At 63.9% G+C, this 20015-nt stretch carries 18 protein-coding genes; 11 read left to right on the top strand and 7 right to left on the bottom strand.

Annotation, left to right across the window (positions count from 1 at the left end; all coding sequences use genetic code 11):
* Positions 1 to 72: 72 nt before the first annotated feature.
* From ACP7BY_RS09415 to ACP7BY_RS09400, 4 genes are all read left to right on the top strand, one after another.
* A complete protein-coding gene (locus ACP7BY_RS09415) occupies positions 73 to 2103 on the top strand; it encodes a 3-hydroxyacyl-CoA dehydrogenase NAD-binding domain-containing protein (protein ID WP_033965789.1) in 2031 nt (676 codons plus the stop codon).
* 54 nt (positions 2104 to 2157) lie between these two features.
* Positions 2158 to 3336, top strand: coding sequence for an acyl-CoA dehydrogenase family protein (locus tag ACP7BY_RS09410; protein ID WP_033965753.1), 1179 nt, complete (start codon positions 2158 to 2160; stop codon positions 3334 to 3336).
* A gap of 119 nt (positions 3337 to 3455) precedes the next feature.
* Complete coding sequence (locus ACP7BY_RS09405; protein WP_033965752.1) at positions 3456 to 4583, top strand: acyl-CoA dehydrogenase family protein; 1128 nt, start codon at positions 3456 to 3458, stop codon at positions 4581 to 4583.
* Complete coding sequence (locus ACP7BY_RS09400) at positions 4583 to 5461, top strand: acyl-CoA thioesterase (protein ID WP_033965751.1); 879 nt, start codon at positions 4583 to 4585, stop codon at positions 5459 to 5461. Before ACP7BY_RS09405 ends, ACP7BY_RS09400 begins: the two co-directional genes overlap by 1 nt.
* Positions 5462 to 5567: 106 nt before the next feature.
* Here ACP7BY_RS09400 and ACP7BY_RS09395 read toward each other — a convergent pair whose 3' ends face one another.
* The 5 genes from ACP7BY_RS09395 to ACP7BY_RS09375 are packed head-to-tail and all read right to left on the bottom strand — an operon-like array spanning position 5568 to position 10601.
* Positions 5568 to 6368 (bottom strand): SDR family NAD(P)-dependent oxidoreductase, encoded by an 801-nt coding sequence (locus tag ACP7BY_RS09395; RefSeq protein ID WP_033965749.1) that lies wholly within the window; start codon positions 6366 to 6368, stop codon positions 5568 to 5570.
* 11 nt (positions 6369 to 6379) lie between these two features.
* Positions 6380 to 7144 carry an SDR family oxidoreductase gene (locus ACP7BY_RS09390; RefSeq protein ID WP_033965748.1) on the bottom strand — a complete coding sequence of 255 codons (765 nt, stop codon included), beginning with the start codon at positions 7142 to 7144 and terminating at the stop codon, positions 6380 to 6382.
* A 24-nt stretch (positions 7145 to 7168) separates the two neighbouring features.
* Positions 7169 to 8236, bottom strand: coding sequence for a phosphotransferase family protein (locus tag ACP7BY_RS09385; RefSeq protein ID WP_137902417.1), 1068 nt, complete (start codon positions 8234 to 8236; stop codon positions 7169 to 7171).
* Positions 8236 to 9321 (bottom strand): Zn-dependent alcohol dehydrogenase, encoded by a 1086-nt coding sequence (locus tag ACP7BY_RS09380; protein ID WP_033965747.1) that lies wholly within the window; start codon positions 9319 to 9321, stop codon positions 8236 to 8238. Before ACP7BY_RS09380 ends, ACP7BY_RS09385 begins: the two co-directional genes overlap by 1 nt.
* Positions 9318 to 10601 carry an acyl-CoA dehydrogenase family protein gene (locus ACP7BY_RS09375; RefSeq protein ID WP_033965746.1) on the bottom strand — a complete coding sequence of 428 codons (1284 nt, stop codon included), beginning with the start codon at positions 10599 to 10601 and terminating at the stop codon, positions 9318 to 9320. Before ACP7BY_RS09375 ends, ACP7BY_RS09380 begins: the two co-directional genes overlap by 4 nt.
* A gap of 144 nt (positions 10602 to 10745) precedes the next feature.
* Here ACP7BY_RS09375 and ACP7BY_RS09370 point away from each other — a divergent pair, with 144 nt between their 5' ends.
* The 3 genes from ACP7BY_RS09370 to ACP7BY_RS09360 all read left to right on the top strand — a co-directional run bounded on the left by ACP7BY_RS09370 (position 10746) and on the right by ACP7BY_RS09360 (position 14417).
* Entirely contained in the window at positions 10746 to 11990 is a 1245-nt protein-coding gene (locus tag ACP7BY_RS09370; RefSeq protein WP_033965745.1) for a TetR/AcrR family transcriptional regulator, read from the top strand.
* Positions 11991 to 12093: 103 nt separating this feature from the next.
* The gene (locus ACP7BY_RS09365; protein WP_033965744.1) at positions 12094 to 13278 is read left to right on the top strand and encodes an acyl-CoA dehydrogenase; all 1185 of its coding nucleotides are present in this window, start codon (positions 12094 to 12096) and stop codon (positions 13276 to 13278) included.
* A gap of 20 nt (positions 13279 to 13298) precedes the next feature.
* Positions 13299 to 14417 (top strand): CaiB/BaiF CoA transferase family protein, encoded by a 1119-nt coding sequence (locus ACP7BY_RS09360; protein WP_033965743.1) that lies wholly within the window; start codon positions 13299 to 13301, stop codon positions 14415 to 14417.
* A gap of 2 nt (positions 14418 to 14419) precedes the next feature.
* Here the strand turns inward: ACP7BY_RS09360 and ACP7BY_RS09355 are convergent, their stop codons facing one another.
* Complete coding sequence (locus ACP7BY_RS09355) at positions 14420 to 15844, bottom strand: sugar MFS transporter (protein ID WP_137902348.1); 1425 nt, start codon at positions 15842 to 15844, stop codon at positions 14420 to 14422.
* 153 nt (positions 15845 to 15997) lie between these two features.
* Between ACP7BY_RS09355 and ACP7BY_RS09350 the strand changes: the two genes are divergently transcribed.
* Positions 15998 to 16759, top strand: coding sequence for a class II aldolase/adducin family protein (locus ACP7BY_RS09350; RefSeq protein ID WP_033965741.1), 762 nt, complete (start codon positions 15998 to 16000; stop codon positions 16757 to 16759).
* Between the two features lie 4 nt (positions 16760 to 16763).
* Here the strand turns inward: ACP7BY_RS09350 and ACP7BY_RS09345 are convergent, their stop codons facing one another.
* Positions 16764 to 17564 carry a DODA-type extradiol aromatic ring-opening family dioxygenase gene (locus tag ACP7BY_RS09345; protein ID WP_033965740.1) on the bottom strand — a complete coding sequence of 267 codons (801 nt, stop codon included), beginning with the start codon at positions 17562 to 17564 and terminating at the stop codon, positions 16764 to 16766.
* Between the two features lie 92 nt (positions 17565 to 17656).
* On the opposite strand from ACP7BY_RS09345, the gene ACP7BY_RS09340 reads away from it, so the two are divergent.
* The 3 genes from ACP7BY_RS09340 to ACP7BY_RS09330 all read left to right on the top strand — a co-directional run bounded on the left by ACP7BY_RS09340 (position 17657) and on the right by ACP7BY_RS09330 (position 20013).
* Entirely contained in the window at positions 17657 to 18199 is a 543-nt protein-coding gene (locus ACP7BY_RS09340; protein ID WP_081988767.1) for a (2Fe-2S)-binding protein, read from the top strand.
* Positions 18200 to 18306: 107 nt separating this feature from the next.
* Complete coding sequence (locus tag ACP7BY_RS09335) at positions 18307 to 19245, top strand: RcnB family protein (RefSeq protein WP_171010438.1); 939 nt, start codon at positions 18307 to 18309, stop codon at positions 19243 to 19245.
* A gap of 87 nt (positions 19246 to 19332) precedes the next feature.
* On the top strand, positions 19333 to 20013 hold the full coding sequence (locus ACP7BY_RS09330) for a prolyl hydroxylase family protein (protein ID WP_137902349.1): 681 nt from the start codon (positions 19333 to 19335) through the stop codon (positions 20011 to 20013).
* The last annotated feature ends 2 nt before the right edge of the window (positions 20014 to 20015 follow it).

Genomic DNA, 20015 nt, shown 5'->3' with positions numbered 1-20015 from the left:
TCCACCAGCGCTTTTCTAGAGAGGCGCGGTGGACCCCGGCACAAGGCCGGGGTGACGCTTAGGAGAATGCCGATGACTAGCCCGATCACCACCGAACTCCACGACGACGTCCTCGTCATCATCTCGAACAACCCGCCCGTAAACGCACTTGGCGCGGCGGTGCGGCAGGGGCTGGAGGCCGGGATCAAGGAAGGCCTCGCCAACCCGCAGGTAAAGGCGATGGTGATCCGCTGCGATGGCCGCACCTTCTTCGCAGGGGCCGACATCACCGAATTCGGCCGCCCGATGCAGGAGCCGGGCCTGCCGACCGTGGTCGACATGATCGAAGCCGCAGACAAGCCGGTGGTCGCCGCAATCCACGGCACCGCGCTCGGCGGCGGGTGCGAGGTGACGCTCGGCTGCCATTATCGCATCGCTGTCCCCAGCGCGAAAATCGGCACACCCGAGGTCAAGCTTGGCCTGTTGCCCGGCGCGGGTGGCACGCAGCGCCTGCCACGCATCGCGGGCGTGAAGCTTGCGCTCGAACTGACCGCCAAGGGTGATCCGATTCCGGCAAAGCTCGCTTTGTCCGCCGGGCTGATCGACCGGATTGCGGGCGAGGACAGCTTGGTTGCCGACGCGATCGCCTTCGCGCGCGACGTCGCCGATGCGCGCCCCTTGCCCCGCGCGCGCGACAAGACGGCCCAAGCCGATCCCGAGGCGGTTGCGGCGTTCAAAAAAGACAACGCCAAGCGCTTCCGCGGCTTCGACGCGCCCGCTGCCAATATCGCCTGCGTCGAAAAGGCAACCGACGGCTCCAGCTTCGACGAAGGCATCGCCTTCGAGCGGCAGGAATTCATGAAGCTCATGATGGGCGTGCAGTCCGCCGCGCAACGCCACATCTTCTTCGCCGAGCGCCAGGCCGCCAAGATCGACGGCATCGATCCCAAAATCCCGCTCCGCGAGATCAAGCGCGTCGGCGTCATCGGCGCGGGCACGATGGGCGGCGGCATCTCGATGAACTTCCTGTCCGCCGGCATCCCCGTCACGATCGTCGAAATGGCGCAGGACGCGCTCGACCGAGGCACCGGCGTGATCCGCAAGAATTACGAAGCCTCCGCCGCCAAGGGCCGCTTGAAGCCCGAACAGGTCGAGGCCGCAATGGGCGCGCTGACCCCCACGCTCGACTTTAGTGCCCTCGCCGAGTGCGACCTCATCATCGAGGCCGTGTATGAGAATATGGACGTGAAGAAGGAGATCTTCACCAAGCTCGACGCCATCGCCAAGCCCAAGGCGATCCTCGCGTCGAACACCTCCTATCTCAACATCGACGAGATCGCCTCGGTGACCAAGCGCCCCGGCGACGTGCTCGGGATGCACTTCTTCTCGCCCGCCAACGTGATGAAACTGCTCGAGGTCGTGCGCGGCGCACAGACCGATGACGATGTGCTCGCGACCGTCATGGCGCTGTCCAAGACGATCCGGAAGGTCGCGGTGGTCGCCGGGGTGTGCGACGGCTTCATCGGCAACCGAATGCTGAAACCCCGCCAGGTCGAAGCGATGAAGCTGCTGCTGGAAGGGGCGACGCCCGAGCAGATCGACCGCGTCCACGTCGCCTTCGGCATGCCGATGGGGCCGTTCCAGATGAGCGATCTCGCCGGCGTCGACATTGGCTGGCATCGCGACCCGACGCGCATCGAAAACATCCGCGACGCGCTCGCCGCCGAAGGCCGTTGGGGGCAAAAGACCGGCAAGGGCTTTTACGATTATGACGAGAAGCGCAACCCGACGCCCTCGCCCCGCGTCGCTGAAATCATTGAGGATTTCCGCTCGAAATCGAACCTGCAAAAGCGCGAGATCAGCGACGAGGAGATCGTCGAGAAGACGCTCTACACCATGGTCAATGAAGGCGCGTTGATCCTCGAGGAGAAGATGGCGCAGCGCGCGTCCGACATCGATGTGGTGTGGATCTATGGCTATGGTTGGCCGGTCTATCGCGGCGGGCCCATGTTCTGGGCGGATACCGAAGGGCTCAAGAAGATCGTGGCCGGGCTCGAAAAACACGGCTTCGCGGTGGCGGAGCTGCTGAAGAGCAAGGCCGAAAGCAACGGTCGCTTCAATTGAGCGCCGCGCTCGCGGCGAACGGCGCGAGCGCACGAGACGAATGGAGGAGACGATATGACGGACCTCGACACCTTCCGCGCCGAGACGCGCGCCTGGCTCGAAGCGCATTGCCCGCCCGAAATGCGCGAGCCGATCCGGTCGGAAAAGGATGCCTGCTGGGGCGGCCGTAATCCCGATTTCCAACCGGGCCAGAAGGCGTGGATGGATGCCATGGCCTCGCGCGGCTGGACCGTGCCCGATTGGCCGACGGCTTATGGCGGCGGCGGCCTGTCGCCTGCCGAAACCAAGATTTTGCGCGAAGAAATGGCAGCAATAAAGGCGCGTAATCCGCTCAATTCCTTCGGTATTTCCATGCTCGGACCGGCGCTGCTCAAATATGGCACCGAGGAGCAGAAGCTCGATTATCTCCCCAAGATCGCACGCGGCGAAATCCGTTGGTGCCAGGGCTATAGCGAACCCAATGCCGGCTCCGATCTCGCCAGCCTCGCCACCTCGGCCGAGGACGCGGGCGACCATTATATCGTCAACGGCCAGAAGGTTTGGACGTCCTATGCCGACAAGGCTGACTGGATTTTCTGCCTGGTTCGCACCTCTAAGGAGTCAAAGCAGGGCGGCATCAGCTTCGTGCTGTTCGACATGGCCTCGCCCGGTGTTTCGACCAAGCCGATCCTGCTGATCTCGGGCTATTCGCCCTTCTGCGAAACCTTCTTCGACAATGTGAAGGTGCCCAAATCGCAGCGTGTGCATGAGGAGAATAAGGGCTGGGATGTCGCCAAATATCTGCTCGGCCATGAACGCGAAATGATTTCCGGTATGGGCCTGGCAGGAAACGGTGGTAACCCGTTGATCGAAGGTGCGATCGCGACGGTTGGGCTCGACCATGACGGGCGCTTGGCCGATCCGCTGCTGCGCGCGGCGATCGCGACGTTCGAGGTCCGCTCCCAGGCGTTCGGGGCGATGTCCGAACGCTTTATCGACGAGTTGAAAGCAGGCCGCGCGCACCCCGCGCAACCCTCGATGATGAAATATTACGGCACCGAGCTGAACAAGGCCCGCCATGAACTGCAAATGGCGGCAGGCGGATCGAACGCGCTCGAATGGGAAAGCGACGCGTCGGGCGGCGGGCGTGAGGCGCGCGCATGGTTGCGAACCAAGGCAAATTCGATCGAGGGCGGGACGAGCGAGGTACAGCTCAACATCATCGCCAAGCGGATCCTGGAATTGCCGTCGTAAAATCGAGGGAGCCGTCACCCCGGCCTTGTGCCGGGGTCCACTTCTCCCACCAGCGGCTCGGCCCGAGGCGCGGTGGACCCCGGCACAAGGCCGGGGTGACGCATTGTTAGGACTGACACATGCCACTCTATCTCAACGACGATCAGACAGCGCTTCAGGACACGATCCGCGACTTCGTCGCCGACCATGCGCCGGTGACGCACATGCGCGCGCTACGCGACAGCAAGGACGCCGCCGGATTCAGCCGCGACCTGTGGAAGAGCTTCGCCGAAATGGGCTTTACCGGCATTTTGATCGACGAAGCCGAGGGCGGCCTTGGGCTCGGCCATGTCGAGGCGGGCGTGGTGCTGGAGGAAATCGGCCGCAACCTGTCGCCTTCGCCCTTCCTCGCCACCGCCGTCGCCGCGGTCGAAGCGCTCAAGGGCACCGCCCATGCCGCGCGCTGGTTCCCCGGCATCCTCGCGGGTGAAACCGTCGCCGCTCTTGCGATCGACGAAGCTGCCAAGCATCGCGACACGATCGGATTGCAGGCCGAACGCTCGGGTAACGGCTTCAAGCTCACCGGCAAGAAGCAATTCGTCACCCACGGGCATGTCGCCGATCTGCTGATCGTTGCCGCGCGCACCACAGGCAATGCCGACGATGCCGAAGGCATTACGCTCTTCGCCATCCCCAAGGGTGCCGCCAACCTGACCGCGACGCCCGAGCGCCTCGCCGATGCCAGCTTCGCCGCGCGGCTCGAATTCGACGGCGTCGAGGTCGATGCCGACGCGGTGATTGGCGAGGTCGATCATGGCCGCTCGCCACTCGACCGCTTGCTCCGCGCCGGACGCACGGGGGCCGCCGCCGAGCTACTCGGCGTCGGTGGCGGCGCGATGGACATGACGGTTGGCTATCTCAAGGAACGCAAGCAGTTTGGCGCGTTGATCGGCAGCTTTCAGGCGCTGCAGCACCGCGCCGCGCATCTCTATTCCGAGATGGAGGTCGCGCGGGCGGCGGTACTGAAGGCGCAACAGTTGCTGGACGCCGGGAGCGATGCCGCCGACACCGCCGTGTCGGTTGCCAAAGCGATGACGGGCATGGCGACGACGCTGTCGGTGCAGGAAGGCGTCCAGATGCACGGCGGGATCGGCATGACCGATGAATATGACATTGGCTTCTACATGAAGCGCGCGCGCGTGCTGGCCGAGATGTTCGGCGACGCCAATTTCCATGCGGACCGGATCGCGCGGGCGGCGGGCTATTGATGGACGACCTGCCCACGCCCGCCGAGCTTGCGCAAAACCTCGTCGATTTGCTCGATGTCGAGGAGATCGACACCGATCTGTATCGCGGCATCCGCGGCAATGACGGGTTCGGGCGCGTGTTCGGCGGACAGGTCATCGCGCAGGCGTTGCAGGCAGCGCAACGCTCGACCGATGCGCCACGCGCCGCGCATTCGCTTCACGCCTATTTCATGCGACCGGGGGCGGAGGACCACCCGATCCTGTACCGGGTGGTGCGCGATTTCGACGGCAAGAGTTTCTCCACCCGTCGCGTGATCGCGACACAGCGCGGCGTGCCGATCCTCAACCTTGCTTGCTCGCTACAGATGCCTGAGGGCGGCCTCACCCATCAGGACGCGATGCCCGACGTCCCCCCACCCGAGGGCCTCACCAACGATCGCGATATCCGGCTCGCAATGATCGACCGCATTCCCGATCGCTTCCGTGCCAATTTCCTGCGCCCGCGTATGGTGGAAATTCGCCCGGTCTCGCCGCGCAGTTGGTTGGATCCGGTCAAACAGGCACCGTTCCAGAACAGCTGGTTTCGCGTCGTTGCGCCGATTCCCGATGATCCCGCCCTGCACCGCGCGGTGCTCGCTTATGCCTCGGACATGTCGCTGCTCGGCACGGCAACGCTGCCGCACGGTGTCAACTGGCTCACCCACAAATTGCAGAGCGCCAGCCTGGATCACTCGGTGTGGCTGCACGAGGATTTCCGCGCCGACGACTGGTTGCTCTATGCCTGCGACAGCCCCTGGGCGGGGCATGCGCGCGGGTTCAATCGCGGCAAGATTTTCACGCGTGACGGTCGTCTGGTCGCCAGCGTCGCGCAGGAAGGGCTGATCCGCCTGCGCGAATGAGCTGATCTTCCGTGCACCCCGAGCCCGTCAAAGGGCCATCCCCTATGCGATGGCGGTGCCTGGGCGAGGAGGGCTTCGACAGGCTCAGCCCGAACGGATTTGGGCGTTACACGGCGGTCTTGCCATAGTCCTGCCGGGTAACCGGGTGGCTGCTGGATAGCCCGCCATCAACCGCAATCGCCTGCCCGTTGACATAGCTTGCCGCATCCGATGCCAGGAAGGCAGCGACTTCCGCCAGTTCCTCGGGCTGCGCGCCGCGTCGCAGCGGGTTCAGCCGACCGAGCCGATCCATCTTCCCCGCGTCGCGCGCATAATCGAAGGTGGGCCTGGTCATGCCCGTCTCGGTCAAGCCGGGGCAGATCGCGTTGACGCGGACATTCGATCCCGAAAGCTGCTGCGCCGACACCATCGCCAGGTTGATAACGCCAGCCTTGGATGCGGAATAGGCCGGCGACCCCGCGCCCGAGCGGATGCCCGCGACGCTCGCGGTCAGCACGATCGCGCCACCGCCACGCTCGGCGATCTTGGGTGCGGCGTGTTTGATCGCGAGGAACGGACCAATCAAATTGACGCGCAGCACTTCGGTGATCAGCGCGACATCGGTATCGAAGATATTCGCCATCCCACCGGAAATCCCGGCATTGGCGAACATGACGTCAAGACCCCCATAATATTCGCACGCGACATTCACCGCGCGCACCACGTCCTCCTCATTTCCGGCATCGATCCGGATCGCATGGGCGGTGCCGCCAGCGCGATCGATCAAATCCGCGGTTTCTTCGACCGTCTCGGCCTGGTCTGCAACGATCACCGATCCGCCCTCGCGCGCAAACAAGAGCGCCGTCGCCCGCCCGATGCCCGATCCTGCGCCCGTTACGATGATCGATTTGCCGGTAAAGCGCGCCATATCTGCCTCTCCTAAATCGTCACGCCGCCATCGAGCACGATCGTCTGGCCGGTCATGAAGCTGCTCGCTTGCGCGGCGAGGAACACCACCGCCCCGGCGATTTCCTCGGGCTCGCCGATCCGGCGCAGGGGCACCGTCTTGTTGGCGGCCTCGATCCGCTCGGGATCTTCCCACAAGGCGCGCGCGAAATCGGTCTTGATCAGGCCGGGCGCGATGCAGTTGACCCGGACGTTATCGGGCCCGAACTCATGCGCGAGATTGCGCGCCAATTGCATGTCAGCGGCCTTGGAAATGCAATAGGCCCCGATCAGCGTCGAGCCGCGCAACCCGCCGATCGACGAAATGATGATGATGCTCCCCGCTTTGCGCGCGCGCATTTCTGGCACGACCATCGCGATCAGCCAGTGGTTCGACACGATGTTGTTGTCGAGAATCTTGCGGAATTGCTCGTCGGCAATCCCCGCCTGCGGGCCATAATAAGGGTTGGATGCGGCATTGCACACCAGCACGTCGATCTGCCCAAAGGCGGCACGCGTGGCATCGACCAGATGTTGCAGCCCGGCCTTGTCGGAGATGTTGGCGGCAACCGCGATCGCGCGGCCTTCCCCATAACGCGCGTTGATCTCGGCGGCCACGGCATCGCACGCCTCCTGCTTGCGGCTGGAGATTACCACATTCGCGCCATGCTCCGCCAATTCGAACGCGCTCGCTTTGCCGATCCCGCGCGAGGAGCCGGTGATGATGGCGACTTTGCCGCTCAGGTCGAATTGGCTCATGCTTTTCCCTCTTTCGGCCCGCGCTTACGCGCCTGCCTTCTTGGCGAAATCCCACGCCGCTTCGGCCAGCGGGCCGACCCGCTCGGCCGTCCGCGCCGCTTGCGCGCTGGAGGCAGTGCCATCGACGATGCGTTTCTTGATGCCCTGGACAATGCCGGTCAGGCGGAACAGGCTGTAGGCGAAGTACCAGTTGAGGTTGGGCAGACCGTCCCGCCCTGTTGCCGCGCAATAGCGCGCCACCACCTCGTCCACGGTCGGTATGCCGCTCTCGGGACCATCCAGTCCCTTCACGCCCGATCGCCCCTCTGGCTCGGTCACCCAGTTCATCAGGAAATAGGCGATGTCGGCCAGCGGATCGCCCAGTGTCGACAATTCCCAGTCGAGCACCGCCGCGACGCGCGGCGCGTCGGCCGCAAAGATCATATTGTCGATGCGAAAATCGCCGTGGACGATCGACGTGCGGGTCTGATCTGGCAGGGTGGCGGGCAGCCATTCGATCAACGCCTCGACCGCTGGCATATGCTCGGTTTCGGACGCGCGATATTGCTTGGTCCAGCGCGCCACCTGGCGTTCGAAATAATTGCCCGGGCGGCCATAATCGCCCAGCCCCGCCGCGACATAATCGGTGTTGTGCAAGGCGGCGAGCGTATCGACCATCGCCTCGTAATGCGCGCGCCGGTCGGCCGGGGTCATGCCCGGAAGCGCGCCGTCCCACAGGCTGCGCCCCTCGACCAGTTCCATTACATAGAACATCGATCCGATAACCGCTGGATCTTCGCATAGCCCGAACGGCGTCGGCACCGGAAAGCCGGTTGGATGCAGCCCTGCAATCAGCCGATATTCACGGTCCACGGCATGCGCAGAGGGCAACAGCTTGCCGAACGGCTGACGCCGCAAAACATAGCTTTTCCCTGATACATCAACGCGATATGTCGGGTTCGACTGACCGCCTTTGAACTTCGATAGCGTGACAGGACCGTCGATTGCGGGCATATGGCCCTTCATCCACGCCGCCACCGCGCCTGCGTCGATCGTGTCATCGGCGGGCACCGGGATCGTCCCGACCATCGTGACGTCCGCGCTGTCGGCCATCATGCGAACTCGATCACAGACCGCACCGTGTCCCCGGTGCGCAAATTGGCGAGCGCATGGTTGACGCCTTCAAGCGCGATCCGCTCCGCCACCATCGTGTCGAGATCGAGTTTGCCGTCGAGATACAATTGCACCAGTCGCGGCATGTCGATCGGGAAGCGGGTCGATCCCAGCAACGACCCTTGCAACTTCTTGCCGGTCAGGAAGGTCGGCCCGGCGATCTTCACCTCCCCACCCGGCGCGATCATGCCGAGGATCGTCGCGGTGCCGCCGCGCCGCAGGATCGTCCAGGCAAGTTCGGCGGTGTTGGGCCGCCCGACCGCCTCGATCGCATAATGCACCCCGCCCCCGGTCATCCCGGCAACCGTCTTCGCCAGATCGGGATCGTTCGAATCGAGCGTGTGCGTGGCACCCAGCTTCTCCGCCAGCGCGCGCTTGTCGGCGACGGGGTCGATCGCGATGATCTGTCCCGCGCCCGCAATCTTGGCGGCGTTGATCGCCGCGAGCCCGATCCCGCCGCAGCCGATTACGGCAACGCTTTCGCCCGGGCGCAATTGGCTGTCGTTGAAGATTGCCCCCGCGCCCGTAATCACCGCGCAGCCAAGCAACGCCGCCCGGTCCAGCGGCATCTCCTTGCTGATCGCGACGCAGGCATTTTCGTGCACCAACATCATCTCGGCAAAGGCCGAAAGGTTGAGGAACGGGGCGAGCGGCGTGCCGTCCTTCAGGCTCAGTCGCGGCGGCGCGCCCTTCGCCCGCCGCGTCGAGGGATCGATGCACAGCGACGGTCGCCCGCTCACGCAAAATTCGCACGCGCCGCAGAACACCGTGAAGAAGGTGATGACATGATCGCCCACCTTCAAATGCGCGACGTCCGAGCCAACCGCCTCCACAATCCCAGCCGCTTCATGACCCGGCACCGTCGGCATCGGGTGCGGAAACGCCCCGTCGACGAAATGCAGGTCGGACCGGCATACCCCGCACGCGACGGTGCGGATCAGCACTTCGCGGGGCCCCGGATCGGAGATCGCGATGTCCTCGATCACCAACTCGGTTTTTGGCGCATAAAGGACGGCCGCTTTCACCGCGACACCGCCAGATCGCCGCTCGACGGACGATCCACCTTGAACTCGGCATATTTGCCAAACTCGTTGCGGGCGATCGCGCGGTTGTGGACTTCATCCGGGCCGTCCGCGAAGCGCAGGGTGCGCATCGCCGCCCAATCGTGCGCCAGATGGAAATCGCTGGAGACACCCGCGCCACCATGTGCCTGAATGGCGTCGTCGAGGATCTTCAGTGCCATATTGGGGGCCTGCACCTTGATCATCGCGATTTCGAGCTGGGCCGATTTGTTGCCGGCCTTGTCCATCATGTCGGCGGCCTTCAGGCACAGCAGCCGCGTCATCTCGATGTCGATCCGCGCGCGCGCGATCCGTTCTTCCCACACGCTATGGTCAGCGATGCGCTTGCCGAAGGCGACGCGCGACAACAGCCGCTTCGCCATCGCCTCGATCGCCGTTTCGGCCGTCCCGATCGTGCGCATACAATGGTGGATGCGCCCCGGCCCGAGCCGCCCTTGCGCAATCTCGAACCCGCGCCCTTCGCCCAACAGGACGTTCTCGACCGGAACGCGCACATCCTTCAACACCACTTCGCCGTGGCCATGCGGTGCGTGGTCATAGCCATAGACCGACAGCATACGCTTGATCGTCACGCCGGGGGCATCCATCGGCACCAGCACCTGGCTCTGCTGGCTGTGGCGCGATGCATCGGGGTTGGTCTTGCCCATGGTGATAGCGATCTTGCAGCGTGGATCGCCCACGCCCGACGACCACCATTTCGTCCCGTTGATGACATATTCGTCGCCATCGCGCACGATCGAGGTTTCGATGTTGGTCGCGTCGGAGGATGCCACCGCAGGCTCGGTCATCAGGAAGGCGGATCGAATCTCGCCGTTCATCAATGGCCGCAGCCACCGCTCCTTCTGCTCGCGCGTACCATAACGGTGGAGCACCTCCATATTGCCGGTATCGGGTGCCGAACAATTGAAACATTCGCTGGCCCAGCCGACCTTGCCCATCTCCTCGGCGCATAACGCATATTCGAGATTGGTCAGTTGGGTGCCTTCGAACACGAAGCTGTCATCGACATGGCTTTGCCCCGAATGCGGCGGCATGAAGAAATTCCACAGCCCGGCCGCCTTCGCCTTTTCCTTCATCTCCTCGATGACGGGAATGACCTTCCAGCGCTCGCCCGCGTCGTGTTGTGCGTCGAATTCGGCCTGGCGCGGACGGATCTGCTGGTCGATGAACCCCTTCACGCGGTCCCGAAAATAGGTTTCGCGTTCGCTGAAGCTGAAGTCCATCTGCGCTCTCCGATCTTGCTGTCGGATCGCTGGTTAGACCGTACCGCGTATTCGGTAAAGCGTCTTTGCCGCTCAAAATGCGCGGAATGCCGCAGCCAACAAAAATGACTGTTTCTTCTAAAAGATGATGTTACAGTTTCCGGCATGGAGGCCCCCGACACCATTCCGCCCGAGGAAGACACCAGCACCAAGCGCTTTCGCGCCAAGCGCGACGCCATCTTGGCTGCCGCAGCCGAAGCGATCAACGAACAGAGCGCGAAGGGCATGACCTTCGCCGACGTCGCGCGCCGGGTCGGCCTCAACACCACCAGCGTGACATATTATTTCAAGCGCAAGGAAGATCTGGCGGCGGCATGCTTCGAGCATACGCTGGAGCGGCTGCTGGGCATGCTCGAGGAATCGCTCGCCGAGCCGACGCCCCGCGCCCGAGTCGCCAAATATCTGTCGCTCAACATGGCCCGGTTGGCGCGGATCCAGCGTGGAGAGGAAACGTCCTTCGCCATCCTGTCCGATCTGCGCGCAATGGAAGAGCCCGTGCTCGGCCGCCTGATGGCCGGCTGGCGCGAAGTCTTCCGCAAAACGCGGAGCCTGTGGGGCCCGACCGCCAATCGCGCACAAACCGATTTGCACGGCGGGCGGGCGCATGTGTTGCTGGAAAACACCTTCTGGCTGCCGGTGTGGCTCAACCGCTACGATCTCGACCAATATCCGCGCGTCGAAGAGCGCTTGATGGACGTGTTCGCACACGGCATCGCCGGGCCGAACGCGCGTTGGGCACCCGAGTTGATCGATCTCGCGCATGACGAGCCCGAGCCGGGCCGCGAGGCATTCCTGCTCGCCGCAACGCGGTTGATCAACCAGCTCGGCTATCGCGGTGCCTCGGTGCAGAAGATCGCTTCCGAACTCAACGTCACCAAGGGCAGTTTCTACCACCATCTCGATGCCAAGGACGATCTGGTGCTCGCCTGCTACAAACGCAGCCTTGATACCGTCGCCGATGCGCAACGCCTTGCCGATGATCGGGGCGGCAGCCATTGGGAGCGTCTTTCGGGGACGATTGCCACACTGCTCGACGTCCAGTTTTCCGAACGTGGGCCGCTGTTGCGCACCACCGCGCTTTCCGGCCTGCCGTCACAGGCGCGGCTCGCAATGGTCGATCGTTCGAACCGGATCGCGCGCCGTTTCGCCGGCACGATGAGCGACGGCATCGCCGAAGGCTCGATCCGCCCGGTCGACCCGCTGATCGCCGCGCAAGCGCTGATGGCGATGCAAAATGCCGCGTTCGACATGCGCAAATGGGCGCACACCATGACACGCGAGCGCGCGATCGGCTATTACGCCTCGACGCTGGCATTCGGCTTGTTCGACGACCGGATTTTAGACCAATAACCGTCGCCCCGGCGCAGGCCGGGGCCGCTGCGGTCGTGGCAGGGTGTTCGCGACATTCCAGCGGCCCCGGCCTTCGCCGGGGCGACGTGAGAAGGAAAGCAAGATGGCCGACATGGCGCGTTTCGATTGGGCCGATCCCTTTTTCCTCGACGATCAGCTCGAGGATGACGAACGGATGATCCGCGATTCGGCGCGGGCGTATGCGCAGGACAAGCTCGCCCCGCGCATTATCGACGCCTTTCAGAACGAAATCACCGATCCCGACATCTTCCGCGAAATGGGTGCGCTTGGCTTGCTCGGGCCGACGGTGCCCGAGGAATATGGCGGCGTGGGTGCCTCCTATGTCGCTTACGGCTTGGTCGCGCGGGAGGTCGAGCGGATCGATTCTGGCTACCGCTCGATGATGTCGGTGCAGTCGAGCCTCGTGATGTACCCGATCTACGCTTATGGCTCCGAGGAGCAGAAGCGCACATATCTGCCCAAGCTCGCGAGCGGCGAATGGATTGGCTGCTTCGGCCTGACCGAACCCGATGCCGGCTCCGACCCCGGCAGCATGACGACGCGCGCGAAGAAGGTCGATGGCGGCTATTTGCTGTCGGGTGCGAAAACGTGGATCTCCAATTCGCCGATCGCCGACGTGTTCGTCATCTGGGCCAAGTCCGAAGCGCATGGCGACGGCATTCGCGGCTTCGTCGTCGAAAAGGGCGCGAAGGGCCTCGCCACGCCCAAGATCGAGGGCAAACTCAGCTTGCGCGCCTCGATCACCGGCATGATCCTGATGGACGAGGTCGAACTCAGCGAAGACGCGTTGCTGCCCAATGTGCAGGGCTTGAAGGGACCGTTTGGCTGCCTCAACCGCGCGCGCTACGGCATCAGCTGGGGCGCGCTCGGTGCCGCCGAATTCTGCTTCCATGCGGCGCGCCAATATGGGCTCGACCGCAACCAGTTCGGCACCCCGCTCGCCGGGCGGCAACTGTTCCAGAAGAAGCTGGCCGACATGGAGACCGAAATCGCGCTCGGCCTCCAGGCTTCGCTGCGCGTCGGGCGTCTGATGGATGCGGGCAAATTCGCGCCCGAGATGATCTCGATCGTCAAGCGCAACAATGTCGGCAAGGCGCTCGATATTGCCCGCAATGCCCGCGACATGCACGGCGGCAACGGCATTTCCGGCGAATATCAAGTGATGCGCCATTTGATGAACCTGGAAACGGTCAACACCTATGAGGGCGCGCACGACGTGCACGCGCTCATCCTCGGCCGCGCCATCACCGGGATCGCCGCGTTTTAAGGTTAAGCAGGAGAGACAGCATGGCATCCCCGCCCCTCGCCGGACTTCGCATCCTCGAAATGGCGGGGATCGGGCCGGGGCCATTTTGCGGCATGATGCTCGCCGATCACGGCGCGGAGGTGATCCGCGTCGAACGGCCCGGTGCCAGTGGTTTGACCGAGGCCGCACGCGACCCATTGTTACGCTCGCGCCGGACGATCATGCTCGATCTGAAAAAGCCCGAGGCAATCGCCGCCGTCCGGCGCATCGCAGCCACATGCGATGGATTGATCGAGGGCTTTCGACCAGGCGTCATGGAGCGGCTTGGCCTCGGGCCAGAGGCGCTACTCGCCGATAATCCCAAGCTCGTTTATGGCCGCATGACCGGCTGGGGCCAGACCGGGCCGCTGGCCAGCGAGCCGGGCCACGACATCGACTACATCGCCATCTCCGGCACGCTCCACGCTCTGGGCGAAGCCGGGCGTAAACCGGTCGCGCCGATGAATCTGGTCGGCGATTTCGGCGGCGGCGGCATGATGCTGGCCTTCGGCATGCTCGCCGCGATTCTGAGCGCGCAAGCGACGGGCCAAGGACAAGTCGTCGATTGCGCGATGACCGATGGCTCGGCGGTGCTCGCCAGCATGATCTGGGGCTTTCGCGGCATGGGCCGCTGGAGCGCAGCGCGCGGCACCAACCTGCTCGATGGTGGTGCGCATTTCTACGACACCTATGAAACCGCCGATGGCAAATGGATTGCGGTCGGGGCGATCGAACCGCAATTTTACGCGGCTTTGCGACAGGTTATGGGGCTGGACGGGGCCGAGTGGGAGGCGCAGTTCGCGCCCGCTTCGTGGCCGCGCCTGAAGGCAGACCTCGCCGATCGCTTCAAACTGCGCACGCGCGACGCTTGGGTTTCGGCCTTTGAGGGGCACGAAGCCTGCATCGCCCCCGTCCTCGGCTTCGATGAAGCCATCGCGCACCCGCACAACGTCGCGCGCGCGACCTTCGTTACGGCGGGCGGGGTTACCCAGCCCGCTCCAGCGCCGCGTTATTCGGTCAGCGCGACAGTGCCCCCGCGCATGGCGGACGCACCCGACGGGGCCGCGATCCTGGCCGAGGCAGGCTTTACCCCAGCCGAGATCGCAGCGCTGCGCTTTTGAATTCAGGCGTCGGCGTATTGGGGTGCCGGCCGCGCTGCGTAAACGCCGAACGCGCAGATCACCACATAGCACGCCACCGGAATAAGCAGCGCGAGCGTCAGGCTTCCGCTCGCATCCGCCAACGTTCCGGTCGCCAGGGGCAGCACGGCACCGCCGAAGATCGCAACGTTGATGATTCCCGATCCATCTGCCGCACGTGCGCCGAGCCCTTCACAGGCAAGACTGAAGATCGTGGGGAACATGATGGCGTTCATCAGCCCGACCGCCAGCAGGCTGTAACCCGCGACCGAGCCCGTTGTGTAGCTCGAGATCAGGATCAGCGCGACCGCACCGACGGCGACGCCCGCCAGGACCTTGCCCGGGTTGACGACACGCAACACCGCAGAGCCGACAAACCGGCCGATCATCGCCCCGCCCCAGTAAAATGGGATCATCTTGCCAGCGCTGGTGATGTCGAGGTTCATGACGCCAGGCTGTTTGAGGTAGTTGACGATCAGCGAGCCGATCGACACTTCCGCACCGACATAGAGGAAGATGCAAAGCGCGCCGAGCGCGAAGCGCGGACGTTGCATCAGGTCGTTACCGTACAACCAGATTACCGGCGCCAGCAAAATGAGCACCAACCCGATCCACGCCTGCACCTCCACGGCGACGACCGCGCCGAGCGCGGCCAGAGCCAGGCCCGCGACGTAGCGCGTGGCACCGACAAGCGGCTTGTCTTTCGCGGCATTGGCATCATGCGGCAGCCGATTGCGAAACAGCCAGACGGCGGTCGCGACGACAGCCAGCGCAACCGCCAGACCGAGATAGCCACGAACGATCGCGCCGCTTTCCGCCGTGCGATACGCATCCAGCGCCGCGCCGGTCAGGTCCGACGCCGAAATCTTGGAAAGGCTGCCCAAAATGATGATGGCGCCGGCATATGGAAAGATCGTCGTGCCGAGCGAATTGAACGCCTGGGCGAAGGTCAGACGGCTGGATGCGGTTTCGGCTTTGCCAAGCAAGCTGATCAGCGGATTGGCCACGATCTGAACCAGCACCACGCCCGCCGCCAGGATGAACAGCGCGAACAGGAAAAGCGCGTACGTCGCTGTGCTAGACGCGGGAATGAACAGCAGGCAGCCAACCAACATCGTCACCAGCCCGGCGACCGCGCCGCGCATATAGCCGATCCGCTTGACCAGCGCCGCCCCCGGAATGCCGATCAAAAGATAGGCGGTGAAGAAGCAGAACTGAACGAGCATCGCCTGCGTGTAGGTGAGCGTGAACAGCTCCTTCAGCTTGGGAATGATGACATCGTTCAGACTGGTGATGCCGCCGAAGATGAAGAACAATGCGAACACGAACACCTGCAGATCGGGCGCATTCACGCCCTTGGTGGCGATGTCGTCGGCATCCTGCGGTGTTTTGGCGGCGTCGATGTGCATGCGATCCTCTCCCGGCCGCTAACGCGCCGTTTCCTACTCGCCGCCCCCATGCCCGGACCAAGCCGGGTCTGGCAATCCCCCGCTCTGGCAATCCGGCAAATCTCATGCGATACCGAGTCCAGAAAAAAACGACCCGGATGAGGAGAGTCCGCTATGGCCACCGCAATCCTTCGCGCTGCGAAGATGTCCGAAGCCGAATGGGCGACGCGACAGGAACTCGCCGCCTGCTACCGCGTGTTCGCGATGCTCGGCTGGTCGGAAATGATCTACAATCACATCACGCTGAAAGTGCCCGAGGAAGAGGGTGCCTTCCTAATCAATCCGTTCGGCCTGCATTTCAGCGAGGTCACCGCCTCCAGCCTGGTCAAGATCGATATTGACGGCAACAAGCTCGACGACAGCCCCTACCCCGTCAATCGCGCCGGGTTCGTGCAGCACGCGCTGTTCCACCGCCATTTGCCCGACGCGCATTGCATCATGCACACCCATACCACGGCGGGCATGGCGGTGAGTTCGCTTGAGGGCGGCTTGCGCGCCACCAATTTCTACGCCTGCAATTTTGCCGGGCAGATCGCCTATCACGATTTCGAAGGGGTCACCGTCCGCGACGAGGAAGGCACCCGGCTGCTCGAACATCTTGGCGACAAGCGTGTGATGCTGCTCAAGAACCACGGCATCCTCGTCATGGGCAGGACACTGCCCGAGGCGTTCATCAAGCATTGGTCGCTACAGCGCGCTTGCGAAATCCAGATCGCGACGATGTCGATGGGCACGCCGATCGAGGTGTCGCCCGAGGTGATCGCGGTGCATCAGCGCGACTTGCACATGGCGCAGGTGCCGGGTGGCCCGGGCAAGGCCGATTTCGACGCGATGGTGCGCCTGGTCGACAAGATCGATACCGGCTGGCGCGCCTGAGGCGTCAGCCGAAGCGATAGCCCGAGATCGCCCAGCCGAGCACATGATCGGCATAATCGCGCACGGCCGGGCCATCGCCGCCCGCGCCGAGCGCAACCATCAGCGGCAGCAGATGCTCGGCCTGCGGATGGGCGAAGCGAGCGTGGGGAAGTCTCTCCCACGCGGCCACGCGCGCCGCACGCGAGGCCGGATCGGAATCGGTAACGGCTGCGGTCAGCGCGGCGTCCCATTCGTCCGCTACCGCCGTCACTTGCGCGCCGCGAGCACGCAAATTGTGGAAACTCATGCCGGAGCCGACGATCAGCACCCCTTCGTCGCGTAGCGGTGCCAGCGCCCGACCGATCGCGATGTGCGCGGCGGGATCGAGATCGGCGCGCAGCGAAAGCTGCGCCAGCGGGATGTCGGCGTCCGGAACTGCCACCATCATCGGGATGAAAACGCCGTGATCCCAGCCGCGTGCCGAATCTTCCGTCGTGGGGAACCCGGCGGCCTCCAGCAGTGCAGACGCACGCCGCGCGACATCCGGGCTGCCGTGCGACGGCCAGTCGAGCCGATAAGTATGCTCCGGGAAGCCGTAATAATCGAACAGCATGGGATGCCCGTCACCGCCATTGACGGTCAATTCCGGCTCTTCCCAATGCCCCGATACCATCAGGATGGCGCGCGGTCGCTCGGGTAGTGCTGCGATCACCCCGGACAGATAGGCCTGCATCGGCCGCCACATCGGGTCGGGTGGCCCGCCCGCGGGATCCATGAAGAAACAGGGCCCGCCGCCATGCGGGATGAACAGGGTGGGAAGCGTCATGAGGGTTATATCGCCTGCCTCTCCCCGCCCGACAATCGCAGGACGGGAAACGACCCGTTTCGTACCGACACATCTTGGCCTATCGTGCCGACATGACCCGCTTCACCGTCAACAATCAGCCCGTTCAATATAAGATGGACCCGAACACGCCGCTCTTGTGGGCGCTGCGCGATGCCTCCAACCTCACCGGCACGAAATATGGCTGCGGCAATGGCGAATGCGGGGCGTGCACCGTCGAAATCGATGGCGAAGCCGTGCGCTCGTGCCAGCGTACGATCGGCGCGATCGAGGGCAGTTTTGTCACCACGATCGAGGGGCTGTCGCGCGATCGCACGCATCCGGCGCAAATGGCGTTCCTTGCCAAGAACGTGCCACAATGCGGCTTCTGCATCCCTGGCATGATCATGGCGGCAGCGGTGCTGCTCAAGAAGAACCGCAACCCAAGCGAGGATGACATCCGCGCGAGCATCACCAACCTGTGCCGCTGCGGCATCTATCCGCGCCTGGTCGAAGCGGTGTTGCTGGCGGCAAGCGTACAACGCGGCGACGAAACGATCGACGCTCCGCCATCGCCCGGCGTTTCTCCAACCGACGCAGCACGCGAAGTTCCCGCGCTGATCCCGCGAAGTAAATAATACCTTTCGCAAAGCTGTCAGCCCAATTCAGCGACGGCTCATCGACACGGGACCATATAGGGTTCAACGACCGGACATGGCGTCTGGACGAAGAGAAGGAAGTTTTGATGCGCAAGTCTTTGCTCGCCGCAATCATGGCGGCCTCTGCGTTGATCCCGGCGGCCGCAATGGCGCAGGAGGGCAACGACCGGCCGCATCGTGAAGAGGGCCAGGGCCAACGAGAAGGGCGCCCGCAGCGCCCGGCGATGGTCGGAGATGCGGGCCGTCCGCAATGGCGGCGTCCGGAGGGTCAACCGGCCGGGCAAGCGCCCGCTGCCCGTCCACCAGCACCACAATCGCAAGCCCAGCCCCAGGCGCAACCGCAGCCGCAACAGCCCCAGGCACCAAGGTGGTCAGGGCGGGATGATCGCGGTGGACGCCCGAATGGCCAGGGTGGCCGACCGGGTTTTCGTCCCGACTTCGGCAACGATCGTGGCGACCGCCCGCAGGGACAGCCCCCGCAGCAGCCGGGCGGCCGTCCGTTCGATGGTCGCCCCGGGTTCAACGGTGGTCCGAATGGCGGTCGGCCGGCGTTTGACGGAGCCCAGCCGGGCCGCGATCCCCGCTATGGCGGCGGTGCACAACCCGGCCGCGGGGATCCGCGCGGCAATGACGGGCGCGGCGGCGATTGGCGCGGTGACCGGCACGACGGTCGTCCCGGCTACAATAACGGCTGGAATAACAACGGTAACCGCGGCTGGAATCGCGACTGGCGGCGGGACAACCGGTATAATTACAACTATTACCGCAACCAGAACCGCAACCTTTACCACCTGCCCCGTTATTATGCTCCAGCGGGTTGGGGCTATGGCTATCGCCGTTTCTCGATCGGCTTTACGTTAAATTCGTTCCTGTACGACCAGGATTATTGGATCGACGACGCTGACTATTATCGGCTGCCGCCAGCCTACGGGCCTTATCGCTGGGTGCGCTATTACAATGACGCGCTGCTCGTGGATATCCGCACCGGCTATGTCGTCGATACGGTGTACGACATTTTCTGGTAACCACCCGATCAGGGGCCGCAAACTTGGGTTTGCGGCCCCTGTTTTTTCGAGTTGTTTTTTCGAGCGCGCACGGCAAAGTCCCGCGCCATGGCTCTGTTTGCAAAGAAATCCGGCGGCCCTTCGCCTGTGCGCCGCCTGGTCGGCGAATCCGTTTCCCGTCGACTCGATTCCAACCCGGCCGTGAAGCGCGCCAAGGTCGACGAGGCGCAGATTTTCTACCATCCCGATTTCCTCGATGCCGCGACCTGCGACCGGCTGGTGGCGCTGATCGACACAAATCGCCGCCGCTCGACCGTTCTGGCAGAGGAATCGGTGCAGGACTTTCGCACCAGCGACAGTTGCGACATGGATCGCTGGTCGCCCGACGTCCGCCCAACCGACGAGGCGATTGCCGATCTCCTCGGTATCGATCCCGTCCACGGGGAAACGATGCAGGGCCAGCGCTATGCGGTCGGCCAGCATTTCCGCGCGCATTTCGACTATTTCAACGAAGCCCAGCCGTATTGGCCCAAAATGGTCGAAACCGGCGGACAGCGGACCTGGACCGCGATGATCTACCTCAACGATGTCGAGGAAGGGGGCGCGACATGGTTCCCGACCATCGGCATCCGCGTCGCCCCGAAAAAGGGGTTGCTGCTTACCTGGAACAACATGAAGCCCGATGGCGACCGCAACACCGCCACGCTGCACGAAGGCATGCCGGTGGTTCAGGGGACGAAGTACATCGTCACCAAATGGTTCCGCGAGGGCAATTGGATGAAGGCGTGATC

This window comes from Sphingomonas sp. PSPC2-2 (assembly GCF_049897725.1).
In the GTDB taxonomy this organism is placed as follows: domain Bacteria; phylum Pseudomonadota; class Alphaproteobacteria; order Sphingomonadales; family Sphingomonadaceae; genus Sphingomonas.
This window is presented reverse-complemented; position numbering and strand designations above follow the sequence as displayed.